Below are 20,131 nucleotides of genomic sequence, written 5' to 3'. Positions count from 1 at the left end.
TGGATAGTATTTTTGACGCTACAACCGTCTTTACTCCCCTACATCTCCGCTTCATCTCGGAAACTTACCGAGGAGAATTTATTGAATTCCTTAGTGAAGATTAATTTCACTGTCCCGCGGGCCCCACTCCGGTTCTTCTCAATAATCACTTCAATAATGTTATTATCAGCATCCGGATTCTCTTCCTCTTCGCTGCCCTCTCTTTGATAATAATCCTCACGGTAAAGGAAGGCAACAATATCCGCATCCTGCTCGATCGAACCGGATTCCCGGATATCACTGAGGACAGGCCGCTTATCCTGCCGTTGCTCCACACTCCGAGAAAGTTGGGACAGGGCAATGACCGGCACACTCAGTTCTTTAGCTAATTTCTTTAATTGCCGAGAAATCTCAGACACTTCCTGCTGGCGGTTCTCGCTCCGCCGGCTCCCTTCGATCAACTGCAAGTAGTCAATCACAATCAGGTCCAAGTCTCCCTTCTCTTGCTTGAGTCGGCGCGACTTAGCCCGAATATCTGTCACCCGGATCCCTGGAGTGTCGTCGATGTAAATCTCAGACTCCCCTAAAGCCCCCATGGCAACGACTAGGTCAGACCACTCTTGCGGCTCTAAACGCCCCGTCCGCAAACGGTTAGCATCGATACTACCTTCCGCACAGAGCATCCGGTTAACCAAGGATTCGGCCCCCATTTCCAGGCTGAAGATGGCCACCCGACCATTCTGCTTGGTCGAAATGTTCTGGGCTATATTCAGAACGAAAGCCGTCTTCCCTACCCCAGGCCGGGCCGCAAGGATAATCAACTCATCCGGGTGCAAGCCCGTGGTCATCTTATCGAGATCAGGATAACCCGTTGCAATCCCCGTGACCGCCTCATGCTGCTTGGACAATTCTTCAATATGTCCAATCGATTCCTGGAGCACCTGGGAGATATGGATAAAACCATTACGATTGCGATTTTCACTCACTGCTAGGATTTGTCGCTCGGCCCCATCCAGGATGGTCGTCAAGTCATGTTCCTCACCGTAAGATTCCTTCTGGATCGTATTGGTCGCATGGATCAGCTTTCTAAGGATCGACTTCTCTTCGACAATCTTGGCATAGTACTCCGCATTCGCTGCCGTCGGTGTCTTCTCAGCAATTTCAAAAATATAGTCAGCCCCACCGATATTCTCCAGCATGCCCCGGCTCTGCAAATCTTCCTGGATCGTCAAGGCGTCAATCGCCTCATCCCGGTCATTGAGTCGCTGCATAGAGCTAAAAATCAAGCGGTGGCTTCTTTTATAAAAATCTTCTTCACTGACAAATTCATTGACAGTTGTAAAAATATCCGGTTCAAGTAGGATTGAACCCAATACTGCCTGCTCAGCTTCAATATTCTGAGGAGGAATACGTTCTATTAAGTCACTATCAGCCATGATTTCCTCCTTCGTCATAAATCAAGTCCTTTAGGCGTTAATAATTATACTAAAAACTTCAGCTCATGAAAATAAGCCAGGGCAAAAAAAGCCCTAGCCCATTCAATTCTCATTCTTTTTTAAATTTTCTATTCCTCAACAACATGTACCCGGATCGTCGCTTCAACATCCGGATGTAATTTCACAGGCACGTTCCGATAGCCAAAAGCACGGATTGGGTTGGGTAATTCAATCTTCCGTTTATCGATCTTAATCCCATATTGGTCCTTCAAGGCTGTCGCAATTTGCTTAGATGGCACAGAACCAAAGAGACGGCCATCTTCGCCACCCTTAGCCTTAACTTCAGCAACCGTTTCCTCATCTTCTAGAAGGGCCTTTAATTTTTCAGCCTCTGCCTTTTCTTCAGCGGCTTCTTTGGCTTCTGCCTTTTGTTTGCCTTTTAGGGCAGAGATGGCACTATTGGTCGCTTCTTTAGCTAGGCCTTTTTTAATCAGGTAGTTTTGCGCATAGCCGGTAGAAACTTCCTTAATTTCACCTTTTTTACCTTGTTTTTTAACATCTTGTAAGAATATAACTTTCATCCTTATTCCTCCTTATCTTTTGCTAAAACTGCTTTCAACTGGTCGACCGCTTCACTCACCGTCACATCGGAAATCTGTGTGGCAGCATTGGACAAGTGGCCGCCACCTCCCAGTTCTTCCATGATCGTTTGCACGTTGACATTTCCCATACTCCGAGCCGAAATGCCGACCCGACCGTCATTACGTTGGAAGACAACGAAGGAAGCGGCTATCCCATTCATGGACAAGAGGGTATCCGCTGCCTGGGCAGCAATCACAGTGGAATAGACTTGACCATCTGGACCCTGGGCAATCCCCATATTGGGCTCAACATACTGGACGCTCTCGATCAATTGGCTGCGGTCGATATAATCATTGAGATCTTCCTTCAAGAACTCTTGGATGAGGATGGAATCGGCCCCATTAGACTTCAGATAAGAAGCCGCATCAAAGGTCCGCGAGCCCGTACGCAAGGAGAAGTTCCGTGAGTCAACCGTAATCCCTGCCAACATGATCGTCGCTTCCAAGCGATTAACCGGACTGCCTTCTGGATTTTGGTATTCAAAGAATTCCGTAATCAGTTCGCAGGCCGAGGAAGCATAGGGCTCAATGTATTCTAAGAGAATATTACTGGCCACTTCTTCACCCTTCCGGTGGTGGTCAATAACCACAATCCCATTAACCGCTTCAATTAATTCAGGGGCTACCGTGATAGAAGGCCGGTGAACATCCACCAAGAAGACAAGAGAGTCTGGTTGGACCATCTCTTCGGCCTGGCTTGGCGAAATAATAGCCTCTGCATTATCTGGATCTTGGCGCAATTCTTCAATTACCCGCTTAATATCTTGGTTGATTCGATCTTCATTCACCACGATATAGCAGTGGCTATCATTCATCTGAGCAATACGCCGAATTCCCACGCAAGCACCAATAGCATCCATATCGGGATAATCGTGCCCCATAACAAAGATAGTCTGATTTTCCTGCATCATCTTGGCAATCGTATTGGCTATTTGCCGCGACCGCACATGGGTCCGCTTAACCATTGGATTGGTTTTTCCCCCATAGTAACGGGCCTTTTGGTTCTTAACTTTGATGACAACTTGGTCACCTCCACGGCTCAAGGCCAGGTCCACATTGGCTTGGGCTTGGTCCCCAATTTCGCTAATACTTAGCGGATCATCCATCTCACGGTAAGAAATCCCAATCGATAAGGTCAGTGGGAAGTTCCACTTAGAAGTGGCTTCTCGGATTGTATCGATAATCTGGAATTTATCCTCTTCCATCTCTTGCAAGGCCCCGTAAGTCCCGATGAGAAGGAAGCGGTCATCGTCCAATTCTTTAACAAAACTATTATACTTTCTTCCCCAAGTCGACAATTGCTTGGTCATGTAGTTATCGATCGTTGACTTGCGGCGGTCATTCAAGGCCGACATGATTTCATCATAATTATCCACCAAAATATGGCCAATAATCATACGATTGTTGCTGGCTGCTTGACTGATTTCGCCATATTGGGTCACATCCATAAAGTACATGGCCCGTTGATCGCGCAAGAGACCGACATCAAAGAAACGATCCTGCCACTGAATCCGATCCGTGGATTGACCTTCTTCTTCATATAAACGATGAAAAACTTCGGCTAAATCAGCATCGATTTCTTCAAGTTCATGGCCAATCAAGTCATTACGGTCAAAATACTTTAATAAGTAAGGGTTCACCCAGTCGATCAAATTATCATTCGGATTAAACAAGATAATACCAATCGGCATCTGCAATAAAATTTCATTCTGTACCGATTGCAAACGATTTTCGAGCCGCTCCATTTGTTTAGCAAACTCATATTCCAGGGCATTCCAAGCATAAAGCAAGACTAAAGCTACTAAGATAACCAATACGAGGATGAGAGCCCCTAATTTCACACTAGAGATAAAGGCTAGGATGGCACAAGCCAAGAGTAAGAGTGCAGCAATCCCAATCGCAAGAGAAATGCGACCATCTTTTAATTCAGGATGCTGCTTAGACTGCTTGTAATTTTTTTGCATGATCTACTCCTTCATTTCATATAAGGATATTTTAACACACTTAGCTTATTTTTAAATTAATTTCAATCATCTCTATTATACCGTGAAATAGGCAAAAAGAAAAGGATTAAAGAACATACGTTCCCCATATAAAATGTTACACGTGAAACATTTTTTAGTCAAATTTTATAATTTTTTTAGGATTTATTTTAACAAAGTGTTTCACGTGAAACAAAATAAAGTCACTTTTTTGGTAAAACAATTAATTAAGCTTCATAAGAGTCAAAACAGTAAAAACTTAAAATATTATCTTTATATATTAAATAAACACTTTCTTTTTGCTTGAATTCTCGCTTGCTATCAATCATTAAGAAATATTTTTGCTCAGCTATAAAAAAATCAGTTTTACTATTTCTATTTTTTTATAAATGTTCCACGTGAAACACTAATACTGATTCCAACTTATTCAGCACTCAATTTTAAAATGTTTCACGTGAAACATAGCTGGAAAAAGTTAATAGGAAAGATATTAATCATTACGAAAAAGAAAAACTAAGCATTTATATTACAAAAGCAATAAGATATGGACAATAGCTTCATAGTGAATTAAAGTCGATTTTGATATTTTCATTTCAAGCATTCAAAACTTGACGATAAAAAAGAAGGACTAAAGAGAATAAAGCATTAGATATCAAAGTGGAACTCTTTCTTTAACTAGACAGACCTCCCTGTATGAAATATTTTTTTAAGTCAACTACAAATTAAACTTCAGTCATCAACCAAGCTAAAGATTTCCCCATAATTTTTACCACGTATAGTTTTGTCCATAGCAATGTTAAAAGTGTCATGAAATACGGATAATAATAAGTGGTTCTATGCTAGCTAGTTAGCTGATTCAGAACTAACTACTCAACAGTAAGCAATTATAATCTGTCTAACTTAAAAGTTTTCGCCTCCTCCCAATTTCAACGATTGAGCTTATAAATAAAGATTAGCTGTCATAGATATGATTAACAATTACAATATCCAATAAGATAAACAAGAGACAAACATCTACAATCATTGTTTCACGTGAAACACAAATAGCAAAATTACTTTAATAACACGATTAAGTAGAAATAGAAAGGATCACACTTTTATTCAGTAATTAATTATTCTCCACTGGCCTCCGCTTGGATAAATTAATTTAATATTGCTGGTCTTTACAACTAAATGGTATGGAGAATTAAGATGATGCTATTTAGACCTTTCGATGACTTGAAATCACTTCAAGTCGAATCTTGCGAGCCCAACTCAACAACTATACCAGAAGTGTGAATGTAAGCTTTGTCCGCTTAGCTTTTGTTCACTGGAGTAAGCCATCAGAATTAGAACACTCTTCAAGACTTGACTGTGTATAGGAGACTTGACTTGTGAAGTCACATGAAGGTGAAGGTTGGGAAAATGAATCCAACTACTAACTATGTCCAATCCTTTACCAACAGTTTCCCATAGTTCACAGATAAGTTGTGCTATAGCTGATCGAAAGCTAGAACGAATTACAGATATATATTCCGAATTCAGGACTAATCGACTTTTGTCACACGTTCATATAGAATTAAAATTAATCGATTTAACCTACATATCACATTCAATATCCTTTTTAAAGAAGACATTTTTTAGAGAGAAGTATTAGCTATAGTCAACAATACTGTTTTCATTAACTTGAAATCTAGCCCTAAATTCTAGATGTCTTCCATATTTAGTAAAAGGCTTCTGTGGCACACACAGTCTATTGTTCCACGTGAAACATCGAAGTGGGTTAAGTAAAGCTAGCAATATATTAGCAACTAGTGGACAACATTTATTTACTAATTTTAGGAAAGCATTGTTTATTTACTTACGGCTATTAACATCACTAGCAAAATATAAAAAAAGAGAGACGATAGTTCTTGCATTCTTGAAGAAAAATCGTCTCTCTTTTATTTATTACACAATCTGATGATTCAATAATAGGTATTCTTGCTTAGGAAAGTATTATATTTAATCATTTATATTAAGATTATTTTGGTCAAAGTTATCCTAAATCTGCTAGGAAGTTAGATCTTTTCATTAACTTAAGACTAATTCAGTATTTTTCTTGGACTATGTATTCTCAAAAACTCAGCAATGGAGAATAAGCCAATTCATTATATTACGCTATCATATTTCCCTTTATAGTCCCAATTAAAAAACTTCATTTTGTTCCACGTGGCACATTAAAAGATTTACTCACATCGCTAATCATTTTTTAGCTAGAAGAACTTATACACAGCTTTATAAAAAGAAAATTTTATACTTATCCACACTAGACGAGAGGAACATTATTTTTTATTTTTATCCACAATTCAAGGATATCCACATTAGGCTTATACTTTTCCATGTTTAAGTCCTTTTTTATCTAATAATCAATAATAATGTTATGAATAAGAACATATGTTCCTATCAACGGACAAAACTCCTGTTTTACAAACATATTATCCACAAATCAACAGGCTTGTCCACTTATGAACAGTCTTGTGGATAGTTGCTGTGGGCAAATTCTAGGCTGTTTCACGTGGAACAATCCACAGTTAGCCTCATAACTATTCACACCTGTGCATAAATAGAATTAACATGTGGAAAACTTTTGTTTTAGGAACATATGTTTATACACAGGCATAAAAAAAGCACCCGGTTGATACCCGGTGCTCTCTTCTATTAGTCCTGAACGGTAAATGGTAATAGGGCCATTACACGTGAACGTTTAATAGCAGTTGCTAAAGCACGTTGGTGTTTTGCACATGTACCAGTTACACGGCGAGGTAAGATTTTACCTTTTTCAGAAATATAACGTTGTAATAAATCTGTATCTTTAAAATCAATATGATCTACATGGTTAGCGCAGAAGAAACATACTTTTCTACGTCTACGGCCACCACGACGACGATTTTGTGCCATGTTCATTATCCTCCTTTATTCCATTTTTAGAATGGCAGGTCATCATCGGCAATATTAATCGAGGCCCCATCATTGTTAGACGATTGGTTCTGGTCGTTGTTACCAGAAGCAAATGGGTTGTCATTGCCAAATCCGCCTGCACTAAACGGAGAAGAATTATCATTAGAGGCAAAAGGATCTTGATTTGCTTGGGAAGCAAATGGATCTTGATTTTGGTTTGATGAACCAAAGTTATTGCCTTGGTAAGCATTGTTACCATATGAATTATTGTTAGATTGTGGACGACTTTCAGTAACTGATTTTGGTTCTAGTAAGCTGAAATTATTAGCTAAAACTTCTGTTACGTAAACACGTTGTCCTTGTTGGTTTTCGTAGTTACGCGTTTGAATACTCCCTTCAATTCCGACGAGGGAACCTTTCCGGGTAAACTTAGCAAAATTTTCGGCTGACTTACGCCACATCACACAGGAAATGAAGTCTGTCTCAGTTTCACCCTGTGAATTACGAAAGTTGCGATCACAAGCTACTGTAAAGTTAGCAACAGCGATGCCGCTTTGCGTATAACGTAAATCGACTTCTCGAGTTAATCGGCCAACTAATACGACATTGTTAATCATATGATAATCCCTCTCTCGTAATCTTAGTCTTCATTAAGCTTCAATTTTAGTGATCATGTGACGTAAAATGCCGTCGTTGATCTTAGCGAGACGGTCAAATTCGTTGATGCCTTCAGCATCTTCAGCTTCACATTCTACGATATGGTAGATTCCTTCGCGGAAATCTTCAATTTCGTATGCGAAACGACGTTTTTGCCAGTCTTTTGATTCAATGATTGAAGTCCCGTTTGAAGTTAAGATATTGTCATAGTTTTCAACTAAGGCTGATTTTGACGCATCATCTAAATCTGGACGGATAATGTATAAAACTTCATATTTAGTCATTGGCTTTCGCACCTCCTTTTGGTCTTGTGGCTCTCCTCATTAGAAAAGAGCAAGGAGAGTATATTCATACTCACAATATTATATTTTAACAGACTGGGAAAAATGACGCAAGTAATTGCTCAGTATTTTTACATAATTATTTCTCTGATAGCTTCTGGGGCCCATCTAGCATTTTAGGGGCATTCCACCAAGCGATGGGCTATAATGGAGATAAGAGCTTTTATTGAAAGGGGTTTTTCCATGCAATTCTTTAACTATTTCCACCAGGGACAAGCTAGCTTGGGTGCTTACATAAACGACAAGCACTACGCCCTCAGTGACTGGATCTTTGACCATGAAAATTTAATAATCCATTCGATTGATGACCTCCTGCAGGCTGACCAGGCCAAGACCTTAATTGACCGGCTTAGACCTCTAACTGGACAAGACTTGCCTACTTTAGAAGGGGACTTTGACTTTTTGCCCGCTGTGTTAGAGCCAGAGAAAATTCTCTGCGTTGGGCTCAACTACCAGGACCATATCGATGAAGTGGACCGGTCGGATGCTCGGGAAGAACCGACGATCTTCTCTAAGTTTAATAATGCCTTGGCAGCGGCTGGACAAAAGATTCCTTTTCCAAGTTATGGCAGCCAGCTCGACTATGAGGCTGAGCTTGTCGCAATCGTGGGGGAAGAAATCAAAGACATCCGAGCAAAAGATTTCCGGACAGACATGATCTTTGCCTATACGGCAGGTAACGATCTCTCCTTGAGAGACCGACAATTCGCCAGTAGTCAGTGGTTGGTCGGGAAGACGGGAGATGGTTTTGCGCCAGTCGGTCCCTATGTCAGCTTGTCGGACCAGCTTGATCCCCAGCAGCTCGCCATTAGCTGCCAGGTGAACGGTCAGACGGTCCAGACCGCTTCGACCCAACAAATGATCTTCAGCATTCCTGAAATTGTCAGCTACCTGTCCCGTCATATGACACTTAAGCCGGGTGATCTCATCTTCACTGGGACGCCGGATGGGGTCATTGCGGGTAAAAAAGCTGAAGACCGAGTCTGGCTGCAGCCGGGTGATCAGGTCTGTGTGACGATTGAAGGGATCGGCAGACTGGAGAATACTATTGCTTGAGCGAGCCCTTCATTTGCGCTAGTTTGACAAAGACTGTCAGGTAGATGAAGGCTGCCACAATAAGTAATAAATAGGCCGGTAAGTGGAAGAAATAAACGATAACTAAAATAAAGGCTAGAACCGTTCCAGCAAATAGGAGGCTAACCCCCAATCCCTGGGCAAGTAGGTGGTTGTGGTCGGCCTGGTTTTGGTCAAGACTGTAAAAAGCGATCCGGTCCTGCTTCAGTGCCCAAAAACCAAGTCCTAGGGTCACTACAGCCAGGATAAGAAAGATAAGATAAAGCATCACGAGCCCTCCTTTCTTAGGCTTAACTATATTCTACCGGATTTATTCTCTTGGCTGCAAATGGGAGGACTGAGTTCTTTTATTCGCTTGCTGGCCTGGCTTGTGATAAAGTGGAGGGTACGCAATTATGATCAATAGTGATCGTTTGATTAGATTGGAGGCACTCGATTGTGCAAGTATTTGCTTACCTAAGAGCTTACCGTTGGCGAATCTTACTCGTTATTTTACTGACCTTCGGAAATGCTCTGGGTGAACTTTTTCTACCCAAATTAATGTCTACGGTGGTCGACCAGGGGGTGGCCAATGGGGATACCCAGCTGATTCTTAGGATAGGGGGCGTCATGTTGCTCGTTGTTCTTGTGACCGTCCTCTGCCGGGGCTCAGCCGCCTACCACTCGGCTAAGGCAGCTATGGGCTTCTCCCGGGACGTCCGCCACCAAATGTATACCAAGGTCAACCACATGACCTTCGATGAGACCGAAGACTTCGGGATTTCCTCTTTAATTACCCGAACAACGGATGATGTCAATCAAATTGAACAAATGGCCTTGATGGGCATGCGGCCCTGGGTCCGGGGACTCTTAATGTTTGTGGGTGGGCTGATTATGGCCCTGACCACCAATCTCCGCTTGTCTTTTGTCATTTTTCTCAGTTTACCCTTAATTCTAATCGGGACCTATATTGTCTTTCGAGTGGCCTTGCCTTATTTTCCTAAGTTGCAAGCCTATCTCGACCGCATCAACCTGCTTTTCCGCCAGCGTTTGACGGGGCTGCGGGTTATTCGAGCCTTTTCCCGTAACCGTTATGAAGAAGAAATCTTCAGTGAGGCCAATGAGGACTACTACCAAACCGCTCTCAAGGTGAACCGTATTATGATTACCGTTATGCCTCTTTTGACCATTATCTTGAACTTCTCCCTAGTTGGGGTGGCTTATTTTGGTTCTCACCTGATCGACCAGGGGGACTTGCAGATTGGAGATATGATGGCCTATCTCCAGTACATTACCCAGGTCCTTTCGGCTTTGATTATGATCTCCCACCTCTTAACCATGCTGCCGCGGACCTTTACTTCGGCCCAGCGGGTGAATAAACTCTTGACCTATCCAACGCGTGAAATTGGGGGGCAGACTTCCCTCCAAGAGCCGATTCAACGGATTGAAGCCCGTGAGTTGACCTTCTATTACCCAGGCGCCAATCTGCCAGCCTTAAAAGGGATTAACTTTAGCATCGAACGTGGCCAGACCCTGGGCATTATTGGGGGAACCGGATCAGGGAAGTCGACCCTACTCAAACTCCTGCTCCAATTCTATGATCCAAGCACCGGCCACTTACTCATTAACGACCAAGATATTGAAGACTTAGAAGCCGCTAGTGTGCGCGACCAGATGAGCTATGTGCCCCAGCAAAACTTCTTCTTCACCAAGTCTATCCGTGACAACTTGTCCTATAGTAACGAGGGAGTTAGCGACGATCAATTGCTTAATAATCTAAGCATTGCCCAGGCACGTGATTTTCTGCCCGCAGAAAACCCACTCGACGAAGCTATGATTCGCGGGGGGAACAACTTCTCGGGAGGGCAACGCCAGCGTCTAGCCATTGCCCGGGCCTTGAGTCGTCAGGTTCCTGTCTATATCTTCGACGACTCCTTCTCTGCCCTCGACTATCAGACGGACTATGAGCTCCGCCAGGCCCTCCAGGAAGCCCTAGACCAGGCCATCTTAATTATTGTCGCCCAGCGTGTGGCCACAATCCGCCATGCCGATAAGATCCTAGTCCTCGATAATGGCCAGGTCAAAGGTTTCGGCAGCCATGAGGACTTGCTAGCTCATAATCAAATTTACCGTGAAATTGCCCTAAGCCAAGGAGAGGAGGCGGCTGACCATGACTAAGAAAACACAAAAAACTTTACCCCGGCTCCTTGCCTATCTCGGCCAATACAAGCTCTTCTTAGGGCTTAGTGTTCTTTCTACCTTAGTTATCGCTGCTTGCGATATCATCGCCCCACGCATGATGGGGGACCTAACCAGCCAGCTCTTCCACGATGTCCAATCGGGCCAGGCTATTAACTTCCAGGCTGTAGCTAGGCTCTGTGTAATTTTATTGGGGATCTACTTGGCCCTTGGTATTTTTAATTTCATCCAAGGCCAACTGCTCACTTATATCTCTCAGAACTTTATCCTAAGGCTCAGAGAAGAAGTCTCCCGTAAAGTCAAACACATCCCCCTAGCTTACTTCGACCAATCCCGTACAGGTGATCTCTTGAGTCGGATGACCAGCGATGTCGAAATTTTGGGTAAGAATATCCAACAGACCATCAGCCAAGTCTTCTATGGGATCATTCTCCTCCTAGGTATCATCGTAATGATGCTCCGGATTTCCGGTGTCATGACAGCTATTTTCTTCATCACGATACCTATGAGCTTCTTTGCTACTCGATTTATTACCAACCGGTCGCAGAAATACTTCCGTGCCAAGGCAAAAGGACTGGGAGCTATGGTCGCCTACGTTGAAGAAAGCTTTACTGGGACGGACCTGATCAAGGCTTATAACTATGAAGACCGGGCCGACAAAGAATTCCGTACCTACAATGACAAGCTCTATGATGTGTCTTACAAGGCCAGCTTTATGGCGGGGGTCCTCCTACCTGTGATGACTTTTGTCAGCAACATGGGCTATGTCGCTATTGCCATCGTCGGCGGCCTCCTCGTCCTCAACCGGCAGATACTCGTCGGGGACGTTTTGGCCTTTATCCAGTATAGTCAGAAGATGACTCGCCCCATCAATACCATGGCAGAGATGGCCAATCTCCTCCAAGAAACCCTGGCTTCGGCCGACCGGGTCTTTGAATTTCTGGATGCACCTGAAGAAGTCGACTGCGATGAGGCACGAATTGAATCGCCTATCGAAAGCATCAGCTTCGACCACGTGGGCTTTGCCTATGAAGCCGGCCATCCCATTATCAAAGACCTGAGTTTAGAAGTGGACCAGGGGCAAACGATTGCCATTGTGGGGCCAACGGGGGCCGGTAAGACCACCCTGATCAACCTCCTCTTGCGCTTCTACGATGTCAGCAAGGGGGCGATCCGGATCAACGGAACAGACATTCGCCAGGTACCGCGCGATAATCTGCGCCAACATTTTGGCATGGTCCTCCAAGACACTTGGCTCCTCCAAGCCAGTATCGAAGAAAACATCCGCTATGGTAAGTCCGGAGCTAGCCAAGAAGAAGTGATCCAGGCGGCCAAACAAGCCTACTGCTACCACTTCATTGAGAGCCTCCCAGATGGCTTCGACACCCTACTCAACGAAGAAGCCTCCAACATCTCCCAAGGCCAACGCCAGCTCCTCACCATTGCCCGGGCCTTCATCTCGGACCCTGATATCCTCATCCTGGACGAAGCTACCTCCTCCGTCGACACCCGGACAGAAGGCCTCATCCAAGAAGCCATGGCCAATCTCATGACCGGACGAACCAACTTCGTCATCGCCCACCGCCTCTCCACAATCGTCGACGCCGACCGCATCCTCGTCCTCGACCAGGGGGATATCGTCGAACAAGGCAGCCACCAAGAACTCCTCGCCCTCAACGGCACCTACGCCAAACTCTACCAAAGCCAATTCGCGGAATAGTAAGGGTGTGAGCAAGAGCGTTTAGACTTGAATGATTGGAAGCTCATCGAAAAAGGCTGACGATAGTCAGACGTTTCGATAAGCTGAAATCACTTCAAGTCTGCTCTTGCGAACCCGACTAAGGGTGTGAGAGGATGCGGGAGAAAGGGACCTCTGGAGTAAAAGATCAGAGAAGGCTGCAAGCCTTCGACAGACTTTTGCGAAGAGGAGCCCTTTCTGCATCCTCGAACCCGACTAGACCAGGGTGTGAGCAGAGGAGGTTAGAAGCTTACCACTGGAGCACGAACGAATAAGAGCAAGCTCTGCTTGCACGTTTCGTTCGTGTGAAGTGGAGAAGCTTCTGCCTCTGCGAGCCCAACTGGAAAGGGTGTGAGGACGCACGTTTAGAACTGGACCTCTGGAGTAAAAGACCAGAGAAGGCTGCAAGCCTTCGACGGACTTTTGCGAAGAGGAGCCCTTTCTGCATCCTCGAACCCGACTAGACCAGGGTGTGAGCAGAGGCGGTTAGAAAGGAATGACTGGAGGCAAAAGAGACAAGAGCGGCTTCAGCCGATCGGTCTCTTTTGCTGAAGTCACTTCCTTTCTTCCTTTGCAAACCCGACTGGAGGGTGTGAGACTTGGCGCTTAGCTTTGGATACATGCAGTATCAATCTTGAAAATATAAAATAAGAATCAACAAGCTAGCAAGGGCCCTTGCTAGCTTGTTTACATTATGAGGAGGCTAGGCAGCTTGCCTAGCAGGGGGCCAACTTGCGAACAAGATCTGTATTCGAAAGTTAACACAAGCAAGTCGCAGGTCAACAAATCCCTACACGTCAAACTAAATCTTGAGTCCTAAAACTGAATCTTTCAATCTATACCTATAGTCTATATTTCACAGCGATAATTTTTTATTAAAAAGTAAGCGTTTTATTTTTTAATTTAAGGCTTTTATGTTAATTTAAGAGTATAAAGAAAGTGTTTTCATTAAGCTTTCATTATTCACAGAAAAGGAGAAAAATTATGTCAGCCGAATACAAAGCACCTTCTGAGGTGAAAGATTTAACTATTTACAATACGATTGAATTAGAAGATTTAGCTAAAGAAGTCATGCCTAAGGGAGGCTTTGACTACCTAGCCGGTGGTTCTGGGGAAGAATTCACCTTAAAACGCAATGTTCAATGCTTTAAATCGCAAGGCATCCTTCCTCGTGTCTTGGCCGATGTGGAATTCCCAGAGACAGAAACTGAAATTTTTGGCCAAAAACTTAAAGTACCTTTCATCATGGCGCCTATCGCTGCCCACGGTCTAGCCCACGAAAGTAAAGAAGCTGGGACAGCCAAGGGAATTTCTGAATTTGGTGGATCCATTATGTCCATTTCTGCTTATTCTGGCGCAAGCTTCCAAGAGATCGATGAAGGGCTCCAAGGTAACCCACGCTGGTTCCAAATTTATATGTCTAAAGATGATGAATTAAATATCAATATCTTAAACGAGGCTAAGGCAGATGGTGCCTCCGCTATTATTCTAACAGCTGATGCCACGATTTCTGGTAACCGGGACCGCGATGACAAGAATGAATTTGTTTATCCCTTTGGTATGCCAATTGTTTCCCGCTACCTAAGCGGCACTGGGGAGAATATGTCCCTCAACAATATCTATGGCCAGTCTAAGCAGAAGATTACGCCACGTGATGTGGAATTTATCAAGAAAAACACAGACCTCCCTGTCTTTGTTAAAGGTCTGCAAACAGCTGAGGATGCCAATGTGGCCATCGGAGCAGGGGCTGACGGTGTTTGGGTATCCACACACGGTGGCCGCCAATTAGACGAAGCACCAGGCTCCTTTGAATGCTTAGCCGAAGTTGCTGATGCGGTTGCTGGCCGGGTACCAATTGTCTTCGACTCAGGTGTCCGCCGCGGTGAACACATCTTCAAGGCCCTAGCCCAAGGTGCCGACCTGGTTGCTCTGGGCCGTCCTGTCCTCTTCGGCTTAGCCCTAGGCGGCTGGAAGGGCGTGCGGTCCGTCTTTGAGTATTTCGAGACCGACCTCAAACGCGTGATGCAATTGGCTGGAACGCAAAACATTGACCAAGTCAAAGCAGCCCGCTTAAAAGCCTTAGATAACTGGAATTAGGACCAAAGTCACTGGCTTCCTCCTTTTGGGGAAGCCAGTTTTTTTTCTAAAGTAAATCGTATGAGTGAGCATGCCTTCTGCTCACAATCCAAATTGTAATCGCTATCATTTAGTTAATCACTGTCAATACACAAATATTTTTCCCCAGAAGATCTAGTCTTTAATTTATGTCTTTGGGTACACATGCTATACTAGGGATAAATTAATTTTAAGAAAAATTAAAGGAGTGAGGGAAATGCTTGAAGCTAAGCACCTAACCAAGACTTTCGGGCAGAATGTTGCGGTTGATGATGTCTCCTTCCAGCTGGAGAACGGAAAGATTCTTGGCATGATTGGCCGTAATGGGTCTGGAAAAACGACCATCTTCCGGATGATCTTGGACTTTTTGACACCAGAAGGCGAGGGTAGTGTGACCTGGAATGGCAAGGCCATGAACACCCAAATTTATAATATTATCGGCTACCTACCAGAGGAGCGGGGGCTCTACGAGAAGATGTCCATCGAAGAGCAGATTGTTTACTTCGCTGAATTGCGGGGGATGAAGCGCCAGGATGTCTTGGGTCGGATTGATGAGTGGATGGACCGCTTCAAGGTTAAGGGCAAACGCCAGGACAAGATTAAAACCCTGTCTAAGGGGAACCAGCAGAAAGTCCAACTGATCGCCACCCTCATCCATGAACCTGAATTTGTGATCCTAGATGAGCCTTTTTCTGGCTTGGACCCGGTCAACGCTGACTTGCTCAAGAATGGCATCCTCTATCTGAGAGACCAGGGGAGTTCTATCATCTTCTCCAGCCATAATATGGATAATGTCGAGCGGCTCTGTGATGAACTGATTATGATCCATGATGGCAAGCGCGTGCTCTATGGCCCCATCCACCAAGTCCGTGAAAGCTTCGGCAATACCCGGCTCTACCTGGAGACAGACAAGTGGACAGCTGAACAATTGGCCGGATTAGAAGGTGTGGACAAGGTTGAAAGCGACCGCCCTGGCGTCTATCAATTGGAGCTCCAGGATGAAAGTTATGGCTCGCAGATCTTCGACCAAGTGACCCAGGGCCATTATATTAAAGCCTTCAGCCAGCAACCGCCTACACTCGAAGCAATCTTTAAAATGAAAGCAGGTGGCTCCAATGAGTAAATTATGGACTGTCGCTAAGAATGTTTACCGCAAGAATGTCTTTTCTTGGTCCTTCGTCTGGATGGTCGTCTCACCCCTGGTTATGGTCGCTGTCTTTGGCCTCATCGGCTACTTCATTGGTCAGAGCGAGGCTACTAAGTCGGGGGATATCGCCTTGGTCCAGGCTTCTCCCGAAATCCAAGAGATTGTAGAGGCGAATAAGGGCCACAATCAAATTATCTTGGACCTCAACCAGGAAGAGGCCCAAGCTGCCTTACGCGATGATAAGATTGATGGCTACCTGGAAGTTGGCGAAGAAGAAGGGCAAATCAAGGCCAACTTCTTCCACAAGACCACTTCTAGCGATGTTAATTTAGACACGATTGAAAAAGGCCTCCAAGATTTACAGGTCTTAAGTCTGGCAGAAAGTCTAGGCCTCAGCCAAGCTGACCTGGCCAAGCTCCAAAACCAATCGGTAGCAATCAATGTCAATAATTTGAATTTCGGAGACGATGGTCAGCTTTCCCAAGAAGAGGGGAATTCAGTCAAGTATATCATTCGCTCATTTATGGCCTATTTTACTTGCTTTATTGTTTTCTTCTTTATCATCTCCTATGTCAACATCATTGCCCAAGAGATTGCAGCAGAGAAGGGCTCGCGGATTATGGAAATTATCCTCTCCAGTATCCCAGCCCGGACCCATTTCTTCGGCAAGATGATTGGGGTGGGGCTCATGATCCTAACTCAAATTGGCTGCTACCTAATCCTCTATCTCCTAGGAGCGGCTGCCTTTGCTAGCTCCCTAGTTAGCCTGCCGATTCCAGATGAGCTCTTAGACAACTTACAACTAGGCAGTCTGGTCCAAGAAGCTCTGCCCATTTTTGCCTTGGGCCTGGTCTTTGCCCTCATCGGTATCCTGATCTATACAAGCTTTGCGGGCTTCTATATCGGCCTCTTCGCCTTCGCTTCCTCAGCCAACAATGCCTTGGTGCGGATCAGCTCACAGATTCCTTTCTTCACGCCTTTCGTGATGCCCTTCCGTATCGCTGGAGAGAGTGTCTCAGGCTTCGAAATTGGCCTCTCTATCGTCCTCAGTCTGATCACGATGGTAGCCATCTTCTACCTCTCAGCGGCCTTCTACAAGAGCAATGTCCTCACCTACAGTGACAAGGGCATGCTGGACACCCTGAAGCGGTCCTGGACCCTCTGGCGCAGCGAGAAAGAGGCTTAGAAATACGAACAAAAATTCATAAGAAAAAGCCAGCTTGAAAGCTGGCTTTTTGCTTACTTTTATTCCTATTCTTGGTCGTCGTCTTCTTCGTCCAAGAGTTCATTGGTGAAATGGTGCAGGTTTTCTTGGATTTGGTCATCCGACAGGCGAGCTTGAGGGATATCCTGGTCATCATAAACCGATTCATCACTGTCTTCGGTTTCTTCATTGACCTTTTCAGCAATAGCTGAGAAATCATCCTCGCTCTCTGGCTGCTGGGCTGAGCCTGCAGAAATAGTTTCTTCCTCTTCTTCAGGTGCCACCTTGGCCATAGTTGAGACCTTGGCGTCATCATTCAAGCGCATGAGGCGGACGCCCTGGGTCACCCGGCCTGTTTGTGAAATATCAGCTGCATGGAAGCGAATAACCACGCCTTCATCGGTCATCAGCATGATATCTTCAGTTAGGTCAACGGTTGTCATGCCCACAAGCATCCCGTTCCGCTGGCTGGCATTGATGGTTTTGACCCCTTTACCACCACGCTTGCGGATGGCATATTCGCTGGCTGGGGTTCGCTTACCATAACCGTTTTCGGTCACGACAAGGACATCCGCATCGTCAGCCAGGACGGCGGCCCCAATCACATAGTCACCAGGGTCCAAGCGGATGGCCCGAACACCGGTAGCTGTCCGTCCCATCGACCGGGCGTCTTGTTCATTGAAGCTGACCGCATAACCATTGTGGGAAGCCACGATCAGGTTGCGCTGGCCATTGGTAAAGAGCACATCGACGAGCTCATCATCCTCCTTGAGATTGAGGGCGATCAGGCCATTGTTACGAATATTGAAGTAGTCGCGAACAGGAGTCCGTTTAATGACACCCTGGCGCGTAATAAAGGCTAGGTAGCCATCAGAATCGCCGTCATGGTCCATCGGGGTTACATTAACGGCATCGCGGACCTTCTCATCCTCTTCCAGGTTCAGGAGGTTGACGATCGGAATCCCCTTGGCTTGCCGGCCATATTCTGGAATCTCATAGCCCTTCATCTGGTAGACCTTCCCCTTGTCCGTAAAGAACAGGATAATATCATGGGTAGAAGTTGAGAACATGGTTTCAATATAGTCCCCATCATTCATGCTCATGCCTTTGACACCGAGACCGCCGCGGTTTTGGACGCGGAATTCATCATCGGCAATCCGCTTAATATAACCGTTCCGAGTCAGGGTAACGAGCACATTCTCTTCTTCGATCAAGTCCTCATCTTCCAGGCTGGTGATTTCACCTACCCGCAGTTCGGTCCGGCGGTCATCACCATAGCGGGCCTGGATTTCTAATAATTCTTGGTAAATAATTTCATAACGTTTCTCTTCGCTGGCAAGGATTTCTGTCAAGCGGGCAATTTCAGCCATGAGTTCGGCATGTTCCTTGTCAATCTTTTCTCTTTCCAAACCGGTTAAGCGAACCAGACGCATATCGAGGATGGCTTGGGCTTGCTTATCTGAGAGCTTGTACTGGGTCATAAAGATTTCCTTGGCTTCGTCACCAGAACGCGATGAGCGCAGGATATTGACGATTTCATCAATATGGTCCAGGGCCACTTGTAAACCTTCCAGGATGTGGGCCCGGGCTTCAGCCTTTTTCTTCTCAAAGATTGACCGACGACGGATAATCTCTTCTTGGTGGTCTAGGTAATAGGTCAAGATTTCCTTGAGACTCAGAGTCTTAGGCACACCGTTGACGATGGCCAACATATTAAAGTTGAAGTTGGCTTGGAGCTGGGTCAGCTTGTAGAGGTTGTTGACGATCACACTGGCACTGGCGTCCTTGCGGCATTCCACCACAATCCGCATGCCATCCCGGCCGGATTCATCCCGGACCGCCGTGATGCCTTCAATTACCTTATCTCGAGCTAAATCCGCAATCCGTTCCACTAATTTGGCCTTGTTGACCATATAGGGAATCTCATGGATCACAATCCGTTCGCGGCCACTGGACATCTGGTCAATATCCAGCTTGCCGCGGACAATGATGCGTCCTTGGCCTGTTTCATAAGCCTTGCGGATCCCCGACTTGCCGATCACAATCCCCCCGGTCGGAAAGTCCGGCCCAGGGATGGCTTCCATCAGCTCGGCTGTCGTTGCTTCTGGATTCTTCATCAGGGTGTGGATACCTGAGATTACCTCATTTAAGTTATGGGGTGGAATATTGGTGGTCATCCCAACCGCAATCCCGGTCGCCCCATTAACTAAGAGGTTAGGGAAGCGGGAAGGGAGAACTTCTGGTTCACGCTCTTCGCCGTCGTAGTTGGCAATAAAATCTACCGTGTCCTTGTTGATATCCCGCAACATTTCAGTGGCAATCTTACTCATTCGCGCTTCGGTATACCGCATGGCAGCGGCCTGGTCCCCATCGATGGAGCCGAAGTTCCCGTGGCCGTCTACCAGCATATAGCGGTAGGAGAAGTCCTGGGCCATCCGCACCATGGATTCATAGATGGCGGAGTCCCCATGGGGGTGGTACTTACCCATGACATCTCCGACAATCCGCGCTGACTTCTTATAAGGTTTATCTGGGGTAACCCCCAATTCATTCATCCCGTAGAGAATCCGCCGGTGGACAGGTTTCATCCCATCCCGAACATCCGGCAGTGCCCGTGCCACGATAACACTCATGGCATAGTCGAGGAAGGATGTCCGCATTTCATGGGAGATTTCTCGACGTTCTAATCTATTGTCTAAAGCCAAAATACTAGCCTCCTA

Annotated in this window: 14 protein-coding genes; 6 read left to right on the top strand and 8 right to left on the bottom strand. The window is 45.4% G+C overall.

Annotated elements, in window-relative coordinates; all coding sequences use genetic code 11:
* Positions 1–38 precede the first annotated feature (38 nt).
* The 6 genes from dnaB to rpsF form a co-directional block, all read right to left on the bottom strand.
* A complete protein-coding gene (dnaB, locus tag QP339_RS08105; RefSeq protein WP_067973592.1) occupies positions 39–1,415 on the bottom strand; it encodes a replicative DNA helicase in 1,377 nt (458 codons plus the stop codon).
* Positions 1,416–1,543: 128 nt separating this feature from the next.
* Positions 1,544–1,996 carry a 50S ribosomal protein L9 gene (rplI, locus tag QP339_RS08100; RefSeq protein WP_070616415.1) on the bottom strand — a complete coding sequence of 151 codons (453 nt, stop codon included), beginning with the start codon at positions 1,994–1,996 and terminating at the stop codon, positions 1,544–1,546.
* 2 nt (positions 1,997–1,998) lie between these two features.
* Positions 1,999–4,020, bottom strand: coding sequence for a DHH family phosphoesterase (locus QP339_RS08095; RefSeq protein ID WP_284911087.1), 2,022 nt, complete (start codon positions 4,018–4,020; stop codon positions 1,999–2,001).
* Positions 4,021–6,717: 2,697 nt separating this feature from the next.
* Complete coding sequence (gene rpsR, locus QP339_RS08090) at positions 6,718–6,957, bottom strand: 30S ribosomal protein S18 (protein WP_083272419.1); 240 nt, start codon at positions 6,955–6,957, stop codon at positions 6,718–6,720.
* Positions 6,958–6,983: 26 nt separating this feature from the next.
* A complete protein-coding gene (gene ssb / locus QP339_RS08085; RefSeq protein WP_070616411.1) occupies positions 6,984–7,574 on the bottom strand; it encodes a single-stranded DNA-binding protein in 591 nt (196 codons plus the stop codon).
* A 33-nt stretch (positions 7,575–7,607) separates the two neighbouring features.
* Positions 7,608–7,898 carry a 30S ribosomal protein S6 gene (rpsF, locus tag QP339_RS08080; RefSeq protein ID WP_284911086.1) on the bottom strand — a complete coding sequence of 97 codons (291 nt, stop codon included), beginning with the start codon at positions 7,896–7,898 and terminating at the stop codon, positions 7,608–7,610.
* Between the two features lie 240 nt (positions 7,899–8,138).
* On the opposite strand from rpsF, the gene QP339_RS08075 reads away from it, so the two are divergent.
* A complete protein-coding gene (locus tag QP339_RS08075; protein ID WP_284911085.1) occupies positions 8,139–9,011 on the top strand; it encodes a fumarylacetoacetate hydrolase family protein in 873 nt (290 codons plus the stop codon).
* Here the strand turns inward: QP339_RS08075 and QP339_RS08070 are convergent.
* Positions 9,001–9,297: a hypothetical protein gene (locus tag QP339_RS08070; protein ID WP_284911084.1), complete on the bottom strand. Its 297-nt coding sequence runs from the start codon at positions 9,295–9,297 to the stop codon at positions 9,001–9,003. The genes QP339_RS08075 and QP339_RS08070 overlap by 11 nt on opposite strands.
* Before the next feature lie 170 nt (positions 9,298–9,467).
* Here QP339_RS08070 and QP339_RS08065 point away from each other — a divergent pair, with 170 nt between their 5' ends.
* The 5 genes from QP339_RS08065 (at position 9,468) to QP339_RS08045 (ending at position 17,393) form a co-directional block, all read left to right on the top strand.
* Positions 9,468–11,186 (top strand): ABC transporter ATP-binding protein, encoded by a 1,719-nt coding sequence (locus tag QP339_RS08065; protein ID WP_070616405.1) that lies wholly within the window; start codon positions 9,468–9,470, stop codon positions 11,184–11,186.
* Positions 11,179–12,927 (top strand): ABC transporter ATP-binding protein, encoded by a 1,749-nt coding sequence (locus QP339_RS08060; RefSeq protein WP_284911083.1) that lies wholly within the window; start codon positions 11,179–11,181, stop codon positions 12,925–12,927. The genes QP339_RS08065 and QP339_RS08060 overlap by 8 nt, the downstream gene beginning before the upstream one ends.
* Positions 12,928–13,929: 1,002 nt before the next feature.
* Positions 13,930–15,042 (top strand): lactate oxidase, encoded by a 1,113-nt coding sequence (locus QP339_RS08055; protein WP_070619946.1) that lies wholly within the window; start codon positions 13,930–13,932, stop codon positions 15,040–15,042.
* 235 nt (positions 15,043–15,277) lie between these two features.
* Positions 15,278–16,183, top strand: a complete 906-nt coding sequence (locus tag QP339_RS08050) for an ABC transporter ATP-binding protein (protein WP_284911082.1) — start codon at positions 15,278–15,280, stop codon at positions 16,181–16,183.
* Positions 16,176–17,393 (top strand): ABC transporter permease, encoded by a 1,218-nt coding sequence (locus QP339_RS08045; protein ID WP_284911081.1) that lies wholly within the window; start codon positions 16,176–16,178, stop codon positions 17,391–17,393. The genes QP339_RS08050 and QP339_RS08045 overlap by 8 nt, the downstream gene beginning before the upstream one ends.
* A gap of 65 nt (positions 17,394–17,458) precedes the next feature.
* Here QP339_RS08045 and gyrA read toward each other — a convergent pair whose 3' ends face one another.
* Positions 17,459–20,071, bottom strand: coding sequence for a DNA gyrase subunit A (gyrA, locus tag QP339_RS08040; protein WP_502869661.1), 2,613 nt, complete (start codon positions 20,069–20,071; stop codon positions 17,459–17,461).
* Positions 20,072–20,131: the final 60 nt, after the last annotated feature.

The organism is Aerococcus sp. UMB7834, from assembly GCF_030215145.1.
GTDB lineage: Bacteria > Bacillota > Bacilli > Lactobacillales > Aerococcaceae > Aerococcus.
Note: the sequence above shows the minus strand (reverse complement) of the source record. Positions and strands in the feature narration are given on the sequence as shown.